The following is a 14,520-nucleotide window of genomic DNA, read 5'->3' as shown; positions in this document are numbered from 1 at the left end:
ATTCAAGATCGAGATTCAAGACTCTTGTGCCAAGGGCTCGCCGCACAAGTTCGCGGCGGCAGAAGCTAGTTAGTTAAGTACTAGGCACTAGTGCTCCTCATTTCCTCCATTTGGCCAACATCCGAGAAATCAGGTGCACTAGTGCTCTTCATTTGCTCGTTTAGCCAACTTTCCCGGGATTCAGGTGCACTTGTGCTCCTCATTCGCTCATTTAGCCAACTTTCCCGGAATTCAGGTGCACTTGTGCTCCTCATTTCCTCCATTTGGCCAACATCCGAGAAATCAGGTGCACTTGTGCTCCTCATTTGCTCGTTTAGCCAACTTTTCGAGAATTCAGGTGCACTTATGCTCTTCATTTGCTCGTTTAGCCAACTTTCCCGAGATTCAGGGGCACTTATGCTCTTCATTTGCTCGTTTAGCCAACTTTTCGAGGATTCAGGTGCACTAGTGCTCTTCATTCGCTCATTTAGCCAACTTTTCGAGAATTCAGGTGCACTTATGCTCTTCATTTGCTCGTTTAGCCAACTTTCCCGAGATTCAGGGGCACTTATGCTCTTCATTTCCGCTTCCAGCCCACTTTCGGCGCATTTAATGGGATTTATCCCTCTCATTTCGCCGTCCAGCCCACTTTCAGCGCATTCAATGGGATTTATCCCTCTCATTTCGCCGTCCAGCCCACTTTCAGCGCATTCAATGGGATTTATCCCTCTCATTTCGCCGTCCAGCCCGCTTTCGGCGCATTTAATGGGATTTATCCCTCTCATTCGCCGTGCGGACCACTGCCGGCGCACTCCGCCAGAGAGATTAGACCGCGCCAGCCACGCTGGCGGAGAATCCGCTAAGCCCGCCCATCTGCGGGCGACCAACGGAGATATATTCGAGGCCGGTGCCTTCGATTTGCTCTTTGGTGTAGACATTGCGGCCGTCGATCAGCACCTGGCGGCGCATGGTTCCGGCAAGCTGGTGCAGGTTGATCTCCTTGAACTGGCTCCAGTCGGTCAGCAGGCAGACAGCATCGCTGCCTTCGGCTGCCTCTTCGGCCAGTCCGCACCAGCGGAGCTGCGGGTGATCGTACTCGCGCCGGAAATTCTCGGCAGCGATGGGATCGTACAGCTTGACGATGGCGCCCTCGGCGACCAGCGCCTCGACGATCTCACGGGCCGGGGCTTCGCGGACATCATCGGTATTGGGCTTGAAGGCAAGCCCCCAGATGCCAATGACCGCGCCGCGCAGGCTGCCGAGCGATTCATGGAGCTTGGAGATAATCATGAAGCGCTGGCCTTTATTGACTTCAACGACGGATTTGAGCAACTTGAACTCATAATCCACATTCCCGGCAATCTGGATCAGCGCATTGGTATCCTTCGGGAAGCAGGAGCCGCCATAGCCGATACCGGCCTGCAGGAAGGTCGCACCGATTCTCTGGTCCATCCCCATGCCGCCTGCGACTTCGGTGACATCCGCTCCTACCTTTTCGCAAATGTTGGCAATCTCATTAATGAAGGAGATCTTCGTCGCCAGAAAAGCATTCGAGGCATATTTGATCATCTCGGCGCTGCGGATATCCGTGACGAATACATTCTCTGTGAAGCCCTTATGCAGCTCGCGCATGGTCGGCTCAAGCGCCTGATTATCCAGTCCGATTACGATCCGGTCGGGATGAAGCGTGTCGCGGATGGCAGAGCCTTCACGGAGGAATTCAGGCGCAGAGACGATATCGAAGGGATGATTCGTGAGGGAGGAGATCAGCTGGCGGATGCGCTCATTGGTTCCAACAGGGACGGTCGACTTGGTCATAATGATCTTATAGCCTTCCATCGCCTGCGCAATCTCGGCAGCGGCCCCTTCGATATATCTCAGGTCGGCTTCGCCGCCCGGCAGAGAAGGTGTACCCACAGCAAGAATGACGATATCGGAGCGGCGGACCGACTCCTGAAGATCGGACGAGAAGCTCAGCCGCCCCTCGCGCAGATTCATTTCGATCAGGGCTTCAATGCCCGGCTCATAGATAGGGGATTCCATCCGGTTTAGCTTCTCGATCTTCTGTTCATCCTTATCCACACAGATGACATGATTTCCATTTAGGGTAAAGCATACGCCTGATACAAGTCCTACATAGCCGGTACCAATCACTGCGAGTTTCATACTTTCATCCTCCTTTTAGGAAATTGACGTAGGCCTGTTCCACATACTGCTTGAACTGAACCATAAACGCCTGCTCATCGAATTTGCGTGCATGGCCCATAATCTGGTCGATATCCCACGCATAGGACTCCACCTCATCAATGGCCTTAAGCAAATCATCAACTTCCTGATGCTGGAAAAACACGCCGTTAACGTATGGAATAATCGTGTCGAGCGCTCCCCCAGCCTGATAGGCGATGACCGGCCTTCCTGCGGCATTCGCCTCCAGCGGCGTAATACCGAAATCCTCTTCCCCGGGAAAAACAAACGCCCGGCACTGGGACATCAGCCCTGTGACTTCCTGATCCTCCAGCCGGCCCAGAAACGATACATTCCCCTTGGCCATGCCTTCCAGACGCTTCCTGTCCGGTCCATCCCCGACAATATACAGCTTAAGCCCGTTACGGTTAAACGCCTCCACCGCCAGATCGATCCGCTTGTAGGAGACCAGCCGCGAGACAATCAGATAATAATCGCCGATGCTCGTAGAGCTGGTGAAGCGGGCCGTATTGATCGGCGGGAAAATCACATCGGAATCCCGGTGGTAATAATTCTGAATCCGCGTCTTCACGACTGAGGAGTTGGCGACGAACTGGTTCACATTTTTGGAGGTGCGCTGATCCCAGTTCTTGAGCCGCTGCATATACACCTTGAGCAGTCTTTTGAATAACCCGGAATTCGATTGCCGCTCCATGTACGTGTCATAGTCCCAGGCAAAACGCATCGGCGTATGACAGTAGCACAGATGGAAGGTGGACTCGGGCACCTGGATGCTTTTCATAAAAGCGCTGCTCGAGCTAAGAACGATATCATACCCGCTGAAGTCCAAATCGCGGACAGCCATGGGGTAGAGCGGGAGCACCCCTTTGAAGTTACGCTTCACTCCCGGAATCTTCTGCAGCCAGGAGGCCCGGATATCGGCATCTTTGAGGTTATCGGTCAGGCGGCTTCCGTTAAAAACCGTTGTGAAGATCGGAGCCTCCGGGTACATGTGATGAAAAACCTCAACCACCCGTTCCGCCCCGCCCATCTGGATTAAATAATCGTGCGCGATCGCAATTTTCATGTGAATCATCCTCAAAGTTTTATGGAGCAGCATCATTAAGCAGTACACGCATGGCTAGAGACAGATATGATGCAAGCCTTAAGCATTATGGGGCGGGAAGGTCAGGTAACTGCCAGCAGACCTTTGTAGTAAGCGACAATATCCTTGACCGTGTTCTCGATGACAAAATGCTCTTTCACCCGTCTCATTCCATTGTCCGCCATCCGTCTACGCTCTTCGGGATGGTTCAGCATCCAGGTGATGGAGTCTGCAAGTACAGTAGCATCTCCCGGCTGGATCAGCAGTCCTGTCTCACCAGGAACCACGATCTCCACCGGTCCGCCTTCATTGGAGGCAATCACCGGCAGTCCGGCTGCCATGCCTTCGACGATGACCTGGCCGAACGGCTCAGGGGTAATCGACGTATGGATCAACAGATCCGCTTGGTTCATGAGTCCTTGTATATCATCTACATGACCCAGCAGGCTGACATTGGTGATGTCCCCCTGCTGCATCTGCGCAATTAATTCCTGCTTGTATTCCTCTTCCCCGAATAGGGCGTCGCCGGCCAGCCAGAACTTCACCCGGCTGTCCTGCTTGAAGGCCTTGGCTGCTTCCAGCACAATATGCTGGCCTTTCCAGTGGGCAAGCCGTCCGACCAGCAGAACGTTGAAGTCCTTCTGATCCCGCTTGCCGATCCCTTCGCCGATCGCCTTGGCGAACGCCGAGTAGACGACCAGCGTCTTCTTCGAGCGCGGCAGCTCCAGCGCATTCAGCGTGGAGTGGGAATTGGCAATGACCCCGTTCGGCAGCAGGCGTGACAGCAGCCGGATCGCCTTGGCGACAACCGGCTTCAGATAAGGCGCACCGATGTGATCCCGGATGTGCCAGATCAGCGGCACGCCCGCTTTTTTGGCAGCGACTGCTCCGTAGAAGGCCGATTTCAATGAATTGGTATGCACGCAATCCACCTTCTCTTCCTTCAGCAGCGGAGCCAGCTTACGGCCATAAGCCAGCAGCTTCATTGCAGCCGCCGGAGCCCCGAGATTCACGGCATTGCGGCCGCGGCTGCGGATGCTCTCATCCAGCGGGATAATGCGGACATCGATGCCCTTCTCCCGCAGACGTTCGGCAAGCGTGCCTTCCTCCGCCAGGATCACCAGCGGCTCAATCTGCTCACCGATGTTGGTAAGGATGTTGAACAGGGCAACCTCGCCCCCGCTCCATTTGGCGGTGTGGTCGATATAAGCGACTTTGATCATCCTACGCTCACACCCTTTCCCAAGGTTTCGAGGAATACAGATTCAATCTTGTCGCCTACATGCTGCCAGGTGTACTTCTCCAGCACATGATTCCGGCATTCGTCCCGGCCCGGCAGCAGCTTGCGGTTGCTCAGCATATGAATCATGCCTTCCGCCATATCCTCGCTGGCCGCACTCTTGAACAGCAGCTCCGGACGGAAGCCCTGGAGAATCTCCTTGTTGCCGCCGACCGGCGTAGCCATCACCGGCAGCCCCGAGGCCAAGGCTTCAACGGTGATCAGGCCGAAGCCTTCCAGTGCCTGGGAAGGGACGACGAACATGTCGGCTGCCTGATAATAGGAGGCCAGCTCATGATCGGGAATGTACCCGAGCAGCCGGACCTTGTTGCCCAGCCCGTAATCGGCAATCCGCTCTTCCAGCTCCCCGCGCAGCGGGCCCTTGCCCCCGATCAGCAGAATCGCATTCGGGAACCGCTCTGCCACCTGCTTCCAGGCTTCCAGCAGCTGCAGCAGCCCCATCCGGTTCATCAGCCGGCGGACCGTCAGGACGGTTGTTGCGCCTTCCGGCAGATTCAGCGTCCGGCGGACCGCCAGCCGATTGGGGGCGGGTGTGAACCGCTCGACATTGGCCGCTCCCGGAATAACGGTGATCTTATGCAGCGGCACACCGTGCAGTTCATGCAGCATGTTACGGAAGTATTCGCTGAGGACGATGAATTTGTCCGCCAGCTTGTAAGCCTTATGTTCTATCGATTTGGCAATCGTTGTTTTGACCTTATGCTTGATGCCTTGACCTTCGATCTTCATCTCTTCGTTCCACGGGCCGTGGAAGGTCATGATGACGGGAATGCCCCGCTTCTTCGCTTCAATCGCCGGCCCGATGCCGTAAGGCGCGAAGTGGGTGTAGAGGATATCTATCCGCCCGCTGCCATCTCCCATCAGGGACGCCGCCTTGCGCTGGAAGGCATCCTTGCGCTTCCAGATCGTCTCCTTCGGATCACCGGCGTTATGGATGATCAATTCCTTCGGCGTCTCCGGCGTTTCCTGGCTGCAGATCAGGGCATGCACCTGATTCCGCGTGGAGAGCTGCTCACACACGGATTTGAAATAGGTGTTCAGTCCTCCGGGCTGTAACGAGGGCCAGCTGAGGCCGGTCGTCATAATGTTGAGTCCGTCATTGTACGACATAGCTTCTCTCCCCCTTGTTCTCCTGCTCGGCCTGACCCGCTTCGTTATGCCGGGCCAGCCTGCCTGCGCTGTGCAATTCGTAATGCTTGAAGCCGACCATGAATTCATACATCACCCAGAAGACGGATACCGCGAAGCCCGAGATGCCTTTCTTGAACAGGCCATGCAGGAAATACTTCTGCAGGAACCGTGCCGGCGGCCGCAGCAGCAGGTGGCTCAGCTTGAACGGCTTGCCGCTGGCGAATGCACTCTCTGCTTCCAGATCGGTGTATTTGTTGAACCGGGCGACATGATCGTTGATGCTGCGGAAGCCTTGATGCCACAGCGTTCCGTTCAGCTTCACCGTCCGTTCCTCGGACACCTCGGGCATCTCATGCACCAGAGAGTTGCGGATACCGTATTCCTTGCGGTTATACAGCCGCACCAGATACTCGCCTTTATCCAGCCATTTGCCGAGGAAGTCGCCAATCCGGTACAGCGAGAACGCCACCGTAGCATCGGTCAGTCCCGGCTTGCGCTCCAGGATATCCCGGGCCAGCTCCTCGCTGACCACTTCGTCGGTATCAATCAGGAAGACCCAATCATGGATGGCACGTTCCACTCCGAATTCCCTTTGCTTCGCATATCCGGGCCATGGGTTGACATACACCCGGCATCCCAGGCTCTCGGATAGCCCTACGGTCCCGTCTGTGCTTCCTCCGTCGATTACAACCACCTCATCGGCGAATAACCGGCAGGACTGAATGGCTTTGGATATCCGAACTTCGTCGTCCTGGGCAATGATGACCGCCGAGATCGGGTAGCTTCCCCGGCCGCCAAGCACGCTTGTTACTGAATCCATGATAGGTATCCTCCTTCTGATGGTCCGGTGTGTGTCGTCGCTCCGAGAAAAGTTTGGGCTTACGGCCGCTGTTGTGTTTAGATTTCCTGATTAGAACCGCTAGCTGCGGTAGAAATCAGAAGACAGCTTATGCTTCCGATGCGAGCTTTTCTTCGAAAAGCTTTCAGGCGGACGCATTCGCTCCTACAGCTCCAAATTTTCTCTACGTTCCTCCAAGCACCTTCCCATGGTTTTTTAAGCAGATAGGGGCTCGCATCGTGTCTCTGCTCGCTGAAACAAATACAAACCATTTGATTCATAAGCAAAACACTTGAATCAAACCCTTAAATGCCTAGACATCCTCTACACATCCATAGGTTTCTTGCGGATATACGAATTCATCGTCGTCTTCATCCACTGAAGGTCCTGGGCGTTAATGAGCAGCCGCGGAAGCTTAACCTTCAGGTTGTACCTGATATTGAGAATAATGAACAGGAACCGCAGCACAGCTGATGAGAGCATAGCCACCCCGGCTCCGAACAGTCCGAACTTCGGCACCAGCAGGAAGAGCAGCGGAATCACCAGGATCAGGCCGACCCCCTGCAGGATGGATACGAACTTCGGCTTGCCCAGCGCCATGAACACCTGAGCCAGAATCAGCGTCCCGCCGCTGATGGTTACTTCGAGCAGCAGCAGGCGGAACACGGTAAGCGCGGTATTGAAATCCTTGCCGTAGAGCAGCGGGATGACAAAGGGCGCTACCAGCATCAGGAACACTGCGCCTAGCAGAGTACAGGTAGTACTGATCCGGAAAGCCTTGAACGTAAGGGCGACCGCTTCGTCCTTCGACATCTCGGAGGCCTTCGGGAAGAGCACCACCGTAATCGAATTCGCGAAGAAGTTCACCATACGCGACAGGCTGACCGCTACCGCATAGAGCCCCAGATCTGCCGGTCTCAGTAAACCGGCAATGATGATCTGGTCTATGTATACCGAGAATTGTCCAAGCAGGTCGTTCCCGTAGGAGCCCAGACCGTAGGTGAACAATCTTTTGAAATTAAGATAGGAGTCCCGGAGCTTGACCTTGTAGGTCCGCAGCAGCAGGATAGTCATCCCGATGAACAGCGGTACCGACGGGACCAGATAGGCCAGTGCAGTTGTATAAGGATTCATGTAGCCGGTCAGGATCAGAATACCGATGGCCCCCAGCGTCAGCAGCGGCACCAGGTACCGCATCCAGTTAAAGGTCTTGTAATCCCCTCTGAACTGGAAGGCCGCGTTGTTGATCTGCGACACCACAATCAGCGGGCAGAGAATCATCGACCACTGGGCGAAGACCACTACCTCATGACTGAACGACCCCAGCCAATAAGGCAGCACGAGTATCCCGACTGTCATGGCGATGGTTCCGAATGTCAGGCCGATCAGCAGGGCGATCCGGTACAGCACCCCGGCTTCCTCCGGATTCTTCTTGGCGTTATAGATCAGCGCCGAGGGAATGCCGAAGCTCATGCTGAAGGCCAGGAACTGCGACCAGTTCACCATCGCTGTCTGCTCCCCCCGGCCGGTCGGGCCGAGATAACGGGCGGTCAGTACGCCGGTCAGCATATTGACCAGCAGGATCAGCACGCTGACGAACATCGTTTTGACAGCAGCCGAGCTATTGTCCTTACTCTTCGTGAATCTCCGGAAGGTGGACCATACCCGGTTAGCGGGTAGTGATTTGGCGCTTGACTGCTGCATGCGGTAGTCCCTTCTTTCTGCTTTGAGTGAGCTCCTTGGCACTGAGGCCAAGTCCGATCAGCATCCAGATCAGATACCCCTTAAGACCGGGAAAGCCGTTATCCGATATCAGGCTGGCTACAGCTCCCATCCACGCCGCCAGCGCCAGTCTGGCGTAAGGCTGAAGTTCATTCCTGCGGGTGACTCTGGCGCCGATCTCCTTGATGACCGCACCGAGCGCTCCGAAGAAGAACAATGCGCCGAGTACACCGAAGGTCAGCAGCAGCGCGATGAAGCCGTTATCCATATTGCCGTATTCCCCAAGCTCTCCGCCGTTGCCAAGCTTGGTGCCCTGGCCTACACTGCCGATCCCCTGCCCTACCGGATTGCCTGCCACCATCGGCAGCATGTTGGTCCAGAGGCTGAGGCGTTCATTGTAGGAATGATCCTCCTGCACGGAGGTCAGGGTCTCCATCCGGGCCACCAGCCCCTCTGCTCCAGGAAGCTTCGGCACGATCCAGAACAGCGCGGCTGCCACGAATGCGAGCTGCAGCAGCGTCTTCCATTTGCCCTTGGAGGGAGAGGAAGCGATGTAGACCAACAGCATCACCAGCAGGACCAGCCATGCGGACCGGACGAGCGTAGTCAGCAGGCAGACTACTACGAGCAGAACACCGAGCCAGCGCAGGGTACCCTGCCATCTTTTCTCCAGAATCATCGGCACCAGAGCGAAGACCAGGAAGGTTGCAGCCGGACCCGGGGAGTTCAAGGTCGAGAAGACCCGGATCTCCAGCGGATAGGGGGTCCCGATAGAGATCATATCGGCATTCCGCATCCAGAAGGCATCCCAAGGCGGAACGGTCAGATACTGCACGATCCCATAGACCGCAACCAGTACCGCAATATTGGCAAAAGCGTACAGCAGCCGGTCGATATCCTTCGGCTTAAACGGCGTCACCGCGAAGAAGGGAATCAGCAGCAGCGGTACGATGTAATTCACCAGATCGTATACCGAGCCGATGCCGTTCTTCGCCAGACCAATCAATGCGCCGTAGGCCAGTGCGATAGAGAACAGCAACATGATCCGGGTGGAGGACTTGCGAATCCGGTGAATTTCCCGCAGCACCGGAATAGCTAAGGTCGCTCCGGTCAGCAGCGGGGCCAGACTGAGCAGAGAGACGGAATGATACACGCCTTCGTACCAGTCTGCAATCCGCCTCAGCTCCGGGGCAACCGCCCAGATCAGCAGCGTGTACGGGATGAGCATCCGTGTATTCAGCAAGGCCAGCAGCAAGGCCGGAAAGAGGATGCCTGCCAGAATGATGCCCTGCAGGCTGTTCGACGCGCTCAGGTTCGCACTGGCGAAGCCGATCGCAAGCGGCAGGGCCAGCGCCGAAGCGCAGATCAAGGTCATCATTACAGCCGACTTCACGGCTTGTGCCGATGGAAGATTCAGACTATTCTCATCTCTGCTTAGCATCTTCATTCCCTGCCTCCCGTCTTTCGCCGCTTTCTTCAATCCGTACTGCTGTTCTTCACCTTGCCCCGTTTGCGCAGCTCCTTGAGCAGCAGCACCAGGAACTGGGCATCGTCGACAAGGTATCTTTTCCATAACCGGCCCGGCTCCTGGCTAAGTCTCCATAGCCACTCCATGCCGGTTCGCTGCATGAAATCCGGGGCCCGCTTCACCGAGCCGGACAGGAAGTCGAAGGTTGCACCTACGCCGATGGAGACCGGCGCCTGATAGGAGGTATAGTGACGGTAGATCCACTTCTCCTGCTTCGGTGCGCCTACCCCTACGAACACGATATCGGGCTGGCTCTCGGTCAGCAGCCGGATAATATGCCGGTTCTCTTCTTCGTTGTGCTCGAAGCCGTAGGAGGGAGAGTAACAGCCCACTACGTTAATGCCCGGGAAGGCGGCCTTCAGATTCTTCGTTGCCTGCTCTGCCACACCCTCGGCGGCACCGAGGAAGAACAACCGGTATTGCCTCTGCTCGAACGCATTGCCCAGGCGGCTGAACAGGTCTGCGCCGGACACCTTTTGCTTCAGCGGCTTGCCGAGCATCTTGGACGCCCAGATAATCGGCATCCCGTCCGCGACTACGGCACCTGCTTCGGAGTACACTTCCCGGAACTCTTTATCCTTGCGCAGCTTGATCACATGGTCGACGTTACAGGTCAGGATGTAGGATTGGTTCCTCTCCTGAATGGTTCTGTCGATATAATCCAGCAGGTCCATGAAATCATAGTTATCGAAATTGACATCGAACATGTTCACTTGGTTCATCGTATCACTTCTTTTTGTGGGGAATCGGCCAGCTGTGAAGATCGATACAGGCAGTTCAGGTACCAACAGAACGGAATGATGAATTGGACCGTCGACAGCGTGTTATCCGTGAAAGAATAGATCAGAAATGCTGCAATAAAGAGCAGGAAATAAGGTTTGACCGCCGGCAAAAGAACTCTGTATACCATTAGAAACACAGCGAGCAAGGACAGCAGCAGCAGGATGGCACCAACGTATCCCCCATCGTAATAAAAGCGGATATATTCGTTATGTGGAACCACGAACCCTCCGTAGAGCGTTCCGTCATTCGCCACCGTTACCGCTCCGAGCCCCCGCCCCGCAACCGGCGAATCCGCCGCCTTGTTCAGGAAGTACTCCCAGGCCTCCGCCCGCCCCGACAGGTCAATTCCCGTCTCGGTCGTCCGTTCGAAGGAGCGCTTCTTGAGGTTGTCGAGCTGCATGTATACTGCCGAGGTGATGACCAGCAGTGAACACAGCAGCGGGATCAGAAATCTCTTCTTCCCCTTCAGAAAAGCGCGGGAGATATCATAGAAGTAATAGAGCACCATCAGGACCAGGGCGAGAATCGGCCCGCGCGTGCCTGTAATCACCAGAATGAAGAAATTCAGCCCCAGCATGATGTAATTGAACCGGGTATACTGCGGACTGCGCTTGATCTCGATGAACGCGATCGCTACTCCCATGAAGGCCAGCATCGCCAGGTGAGGCGGAATGTTCGCCCCCTGCACCCGCACCGCACCTGTGAACTCCACGGCTACCAGTGAATGTATATTCGCAGCTTGCAGCACCACGCCTATCAGCATGCTGACCAGCGGCAGCAGGGTAATGATCCGGATCTGCTTCTCGGCGACCTCCTTCTTCCAGTTGATCAACAGAAGTACGAAGGGCAGAGACAGTCCGATGAAGGCTTTGACCGCAATCGATGTGCTCATCTCCGGCAGCCAGATGGAGAAGCTGAAGGTGAGCAGAATCAGGACCAGCATCGCCCATAAGGGAGGGCTGAGCTTGAACCTCAGGCCATTAACCAGAATACACGGCACCAGCAGCATCAGAATCACCAGCTTGTAGAGCGACAGGATCTCAATACCGAACATACTCCCGCTGTACAAGAAGTTAATCGAGACCGCCGTGGTCAGCAGAACGAAATAGCTGATCAGCTCAGGGCGTGACAGGGAGGCAACCAGCAGCAGAATGAAGAATACGGCCGCTACTGCGATGACCGGCTGGAAGATGACGGCTGTTCCCAGGAACAGTGCAGTTACGAGATAGAGCATTCCATATGGCAGACTATTGATTTTGGAGCCCCACTCAAAATGGGTCATCGCGCGTACCTCCCCTCACCCCGCTGCGGATTCCCTCTTCCGGTTAAGAATCATATGAAGAGTTCCGCGAATACTCTCCAGCCGGCATTTATTCAGCAGCTTCCTTCCCTTACTGCGGGAAAGAACGGAATCTGCCAGGATGTAGATGACTTTGGCACCTGTCTTGCCCAGGAGCAGCAGATGCCCTTTCATTCCTTCACTTTTCATAGCATTCGATATGCCTTGGCTGTAATACCGCTTCATGATCCAGTCCTCCGTCAGCCGGTTCGCCGGAACGAAATGATCCACGGCCATCTCGGGATGATAGAGAATCGAATGCCCTTCCTGCTGCAGCTGGCTGAACAGCCAGGTCTCTTCACCCGAGAGCAGCGAATCGCCCTTGCGGCCCAGCTCCAGCGGGAACAGGCTGATATCGAATACCGGCTTGCGCATCGCCATGTTGGCCCCGCAAGGGTGAAGCCGCTTCGGATACTCTTTAATCCGGCTCCCCAGATCGACAATCGTATAAGGAAGCTCGAACGGCTTGATCAGCCAATCCGGGCGCTTGCTCTCGAAGATCGGAGCAATCTTGCCGCCCATAGCCATCACCTCGGGCTTATCCGCAAAGGTGCCCACAATGGTTGTAATCCAGGTCCGGCAAGGGATCGCATCATCATCCAGGAAGGCGATGAGCTGCGATTTGGAAGCCAGAATCCCCGTGTTCCGGGCTGCTGACAGCCCTTGAACCGGCTCCAGCAGATAACGGATATCCATATCCGCACCATAGGTTTCGATGAACCCCTTAATGGCGGCCGCCGTATCATCTGTGGACTGGTTATCCACGACGATGATCTCGGCCTGGTGCAAATTCTCCAGCGGCAGCAGCGAATGAAGAGTCTTCACCAGCAGCGCCGACCGGTTATAGGTGCATATGATAATGGAAATCTCAGGTCCATCTCCGTGTACGAACATCGGCATCACCTAATTCCCATATTTTTAATAAGCATTTTTGGAACCTAGCAGCATCAGGCCGGTCTTGACAATAATCTTCAGATCCAGCATCGTGCTGCGCATGTGGATATACGTGAGGTCCAGCTGAACCATCTCGTCGAAGCCGACGCTGTTTCTGGCATTTACCTGCCAGTAGCCGGTGCAGCCGGGGGTTACCATCAGCCGCTGCTTGTCGTATTCCGTGTACTGCTCCACCTCTTCAACGAGCGGAGGACGGGGACCCACCAGACTCATATGCCCCATCAGCACGTTCCAGAGCTGCGGCAGTTCATCAATACTGGTCTTGCGCAGGAATCTTCCAATCCGGGTAATACGGGGATCATTCTTGATCTTGAACATCGCGCCGCTTACTTCGTTATAGGCCATGAGACTCTCCTTCAGCTCCTCGGCATTAGCGACCATGGATCTGAACTTGTACATGGGGAACAGCTTCTCGTCCTTGCCGACCCGCATTTGGCGGAAGAACACCTTGCCCTTCGGATCTTCCAGCTTAATCAGGACAGCCACCACTGCGAAGAGCGGGAGCAGGAACAGCAGCCCCAGGGCAGAGAACAAGATGTCGATGATCCGCTTCATGACCAGATAGGACTCCATTCCCTTGCTTTCTTCACCCGAATGCAGCATGTAAAGTTTCGGCAGGACGGCCTCATAGTCTTCCGGCAGTTTTTGCATGCTCATCTCTCCTCATTTCTCGTAAAGGTTTATGCAGCCTTACTTCTTGACTCCGGCTTGTGTCGCCCGCTTTCGGGGAACCGTCTCAGCTGCTGACCGAGGTCTGTTCCGCTTTTTTTAACCATTCCGCCATAGCATCCATGACCTGATAACGCAGATCCTCGCTCTCTAAGGCAAATTCCAGTGTGGTCAAAATATAACCGAGCCGTTCGCCGACATCATATCTGGTACCGTCGAAGTTATAAGCATAGACACGTTCGCTCTGGTTCAGCTTCTGAATGGCATCCGTCAGCTGGATCTCACCGCCCGCGCCCTTCTCCTGTAGATCGAGATACTTGAAGATCTTAGGGGTAAAGACATAGCGGCCCATGATTGCCAGATTGGAAGGCGCCGTGCCAAGTGCCGGCTTCTCCACGAAGTTGTTCACCCGGTAGAGCTTCCCGTCCTGCAGATCCGGCTCGATAATCCCGTAGCGGTTCGTGAATTCATCCGGGATAACCTGTACCCCGATTACCGAGTTCTGGGTCTCCTCATACTGGTCGATCAGCTGCTTCAGGCAAGGGACCTGTCCGGTTACAATATCATCGCCGAGCATAACGCCGAATGGCTCATCGCCGATGAACCGTCTGGCACACCATACGGCGTGGCCGAGACCCTTGGGTTCCTTTTGCCGGATGTAGTGAATTTCCACCTTGGAGGACCGCTGCACCTCTTTGAGCAGCTCCAGCTTACCGTCCTCCAGCAGCCGGGATTCAAGCTCAAAGGCGTTGTCGAAATGATCCTCGATCGCCCGCTTTCCCTTACCGGTAACAATGATGATGTCTTCAATCCCGGAGGCAATGGCCTCCTCCACGATATACTGGATTGTCGGTTTGTTGATAATAGGCAGCATTTCCTTGGGCATTGCCTTGGTCGCCGGAAGGAAACGTGTGCCTAACCCGGCCGCCGGGATAATTACCTTTTTTACCTTTTTCATCACACATACCTCCCAATAGTTTCGTTCACA

General features: G+C 55.2%; 12 protein-coding genes. All 12 read right to left on the bottom strand.

Translation table 11 applies throughout. The features are described 5' to 3' along the window. Positions 1–804 precede the first annotated feature (804 nt). The 12 genes from MKY86_RS03465 to galU all read right to left on the bottom strand — a co-directional run bounded on the left by MKY86_RS03465 (position 805) and on the right by galU (position 14,490). A complete protein-coding gene (locus MKY86_RS03465; RefSeq protein WP_076078992.1) occupies positions 805–2,145 on the bottom strand; it encodes a UDP-glucose dehydrogenase family protein in 1,341 nt (446 codons plus the stop codon). Between the two features lie 4 nt (positions 2,146–2,149). Beyond that, positions 2,150–3,250 carry a glycosyltransferase gene (locus tag MKY86_RS03460; protein WP_076078991.1) on the bottom strand — a complete coding sequence of 367 codons (1,101 nt, stop codon included), beginning with the start codon at positions 3,248–3,250 and terminating at the stop codon, positions 2,150–2,152. Between the two features lie 101 nt (positions 3,251–3,351). Continuing rightward, complete coding sequence (locus MKY86_RS03455; RefSeq protein ID WP_076078990.1) at positions 3,352–4,491, bottom strand: glycosyltransferase family 4 protein; 1,140 nt, start codon at positions 4,489–4,491, stop codon at positions 3,352–3,354. Continuing rightward, positions 4,488–5,678: a glycosyltransferase family 4 protein gene (locus tag MKY86_RS03450; protein WP_076078989.1), complete on the bottom strand. Its 1,191-nt coding sequence runs from the start codon at positions 5,676–5,678 to the stop codon at positions 4,488–4,490. Before MKY86_RS03450 ends, MKY86_RS03455 begins: the two co-directional genes overlap by 4 nt. Next, positions 5,665–6,519 (bottom strand): glycosyltransferase family 2 protein, encoded by an 855-nt coding sequence (locus MKY86_RS03445; RefSeq protein WP_076078988.1) that lies wholly within the window; start codon positions 6,517–6,519, stop codon positions 5,665–5,667. The genes MKY86_RS03450 and MKY86_RS03445 overlap by 14 nt, the downstream gene beginning before the upstream one ends. 342 nt (positions 6,520–6,861) lie before the next feature. Continuing rightward, positions 6,862–8,241, bottom strand: coding sequence for an oligosaccharide flippase family protein (locus MKY86_RS03440; RefSeq protein WP_076078987.1), 1,380 nt, complete (start codon positions 8,239–8,241; stop codon positions 6,862–6,864). Further along, on the bottom strand, positions 8,207–9,637 hold the full coding sequence (locus MKY86_RS03435; protein WP_143803708.1) for an O-antigen ligase family protein: 1,431 nt from the start codon (positions 9,635–9,637) through the stop codon (positions 8,207–8,209). The genes MKY86_RS03440 and MKY86_RS03435 overlap by 35 nt, the downstream gene beginning before the upstream one ends. Before the next feature lie 98 nt (positions 9,638–9,735). Then, complete coding sequence (locus tag MKY86_RS03430; RefSeq protein WP_076078985.1) at positions 9,736–10,509, bottom strand: WecB/TagA/CpsF family glycosyltransferase; 774 nt, start codon at positions 10,507–10,509, stop codon at positions 9,736–9,738. Next, positions 10,506–11,852: an O-antigen ligase family protein gene (locus MKY86_RS03425; protein WP_076078984.1), complete on the bottom strand. Its 1,347-nt coding sequence runs from the start codon at positions 11,850–11,852 to the stop codon at positions 10,506–10,508. The genes MKY86_RS03430 and MKY86_RS03425 overlap by 4 nt, the downstream gene beginning before the upstream one ends. Before the next feature lie 15 nt (positions 11,853–11,867). Then, positions 11,868–12,803, bottom strand: coding sequence for a glycosyltransferase (locus MKY86_RS03420; RefSeq protein ID WP_036723428.1), 936 nt, complete (start codon positions 12,801–12,803; stop codon positions 11,868–11,870). A gap of 24 nt (positions 12,804–12,827) precedes the next feature. Further along, the gene (locus MKY86_RS03415) at positions 12,828–13,520 is read right to left on the bottom strand and encodes a sugar transferase (protein WP_076078983.1); all 693 of its coding nucleotides are present in this window, start codon (positions 13,518–13,520) and stop codon (positions 12,828–12,830) included. 79 nt (positions 13,521–13,599) lie between these two features. Further along, the gene (galU, locus tag MKY86_RS03410) at positions 13,600–14,490 is read right to left on the bottom strand and encodes a UTP--glucose-1-phosphate uridylyltransferase GalU (RefSeq protein WP_036723429.1); all 891 of its coding nucleotides are present in this window, start codon (positions 14,488–14,490) and stop codon (positions 13,600–13,602) included. Positions 14,491–14,520: the final 30 nt, after the last annotated feature.

The sequence above is a fragment of the Paenibacillus sp. FSL R7-0333 genome, assembly GCF_038000365.1.
Lineage (GTDB): Bacteria > Bacillota > Bacilli > Paenibacillales > Paenibacillaceae > Paenibacillus_AQ > Paenibacillus_AQ silagei.
This window is presented reverse-complemented; position numbering and strand designations above follow the sequence as displayed.

Coding starts and splice junctions, on each gene's coding strand:
- galU (WP_036723429.1), bottom strand. CDS start 14,490: ATGAAAAAGGTAAAAAAGGTAATTATCCCGGCGGCCGGGTTAGGCACA.
- MKY86_RS03420 (WP_036723428.1), bottom strand. CDS start 12,803: ATGTTCGTACACGGAGATGGACCTGAGATTTCCATTATCATATGCACC.
- MKY86_RS03435 (WP_143803708.1), bottom strand. CDS start 9,637: ATGATGACCTTGATCTGCGCTTCGGCGCTGGCCCTGCCGCTTGCGATC.
- MKY86_RS03425 (WP_076078984.1), bottom strand. CDS start 11,852: ATGACCCATTTTGAGTGGGGCTCCAAAATCAATAGTCTGCCATATGGA.
- MKY86_RS03415 (WP_076078983.1), bottom strand. CDS start 13,520: ATGAGCATGCAAAAACTGCCGGAAGACTATGAGGCCGTCCTGCCGAAA.
- MKY86_RS03430 (WP_076078985.1), bottom strand. CDS start 10,509: ATGAACCAAGTGAACATGTTCGATGTCAATTTCGATAACTATGATTTC.
- MKY86_RS03465 (WP_076078992.1), bottom strand. CDS start 2,145: ATGAAACTCGCAGTGATTGGTACCGGCTATGTAGGACTTGTATCAGGC.
- MKY86_RS03450 (WP_076078989.1), bottom strand. CDS start 5,678: ATGTCGTACAATGACGGACTCAACATTATGACGACCGGCCTCAGCTGG.
- MKY86_RS03460 (WP_076078991.1), bottom strand. CDS start 3,250: ATGAAAATTGCGATCGCGCACGATTATTTAATCCAGATGGGCGGGGCG.
- MKY86_RS03440 (WP_076078987.1), bottom strand. CDS start 8,241: ATGCAGCAGTCAAGCGCCAAATCACTACCCGCTAACCGGGTATGGTCC.
- MKY86_RS03455 (WP_076078990.1), bottom strand. CDS start 4,491: ATGATCAAAGTCGCTTATATCGACCACACCGCCAAATGGAGCGGGGGC.
- MKY86_RS03445 (WP_076078988.1), bottom strand. CDS start 6,519: ATGGATTCAGTAACAAGCGTGCTTGGCGGCCGGGGAAGCTACCCGATC.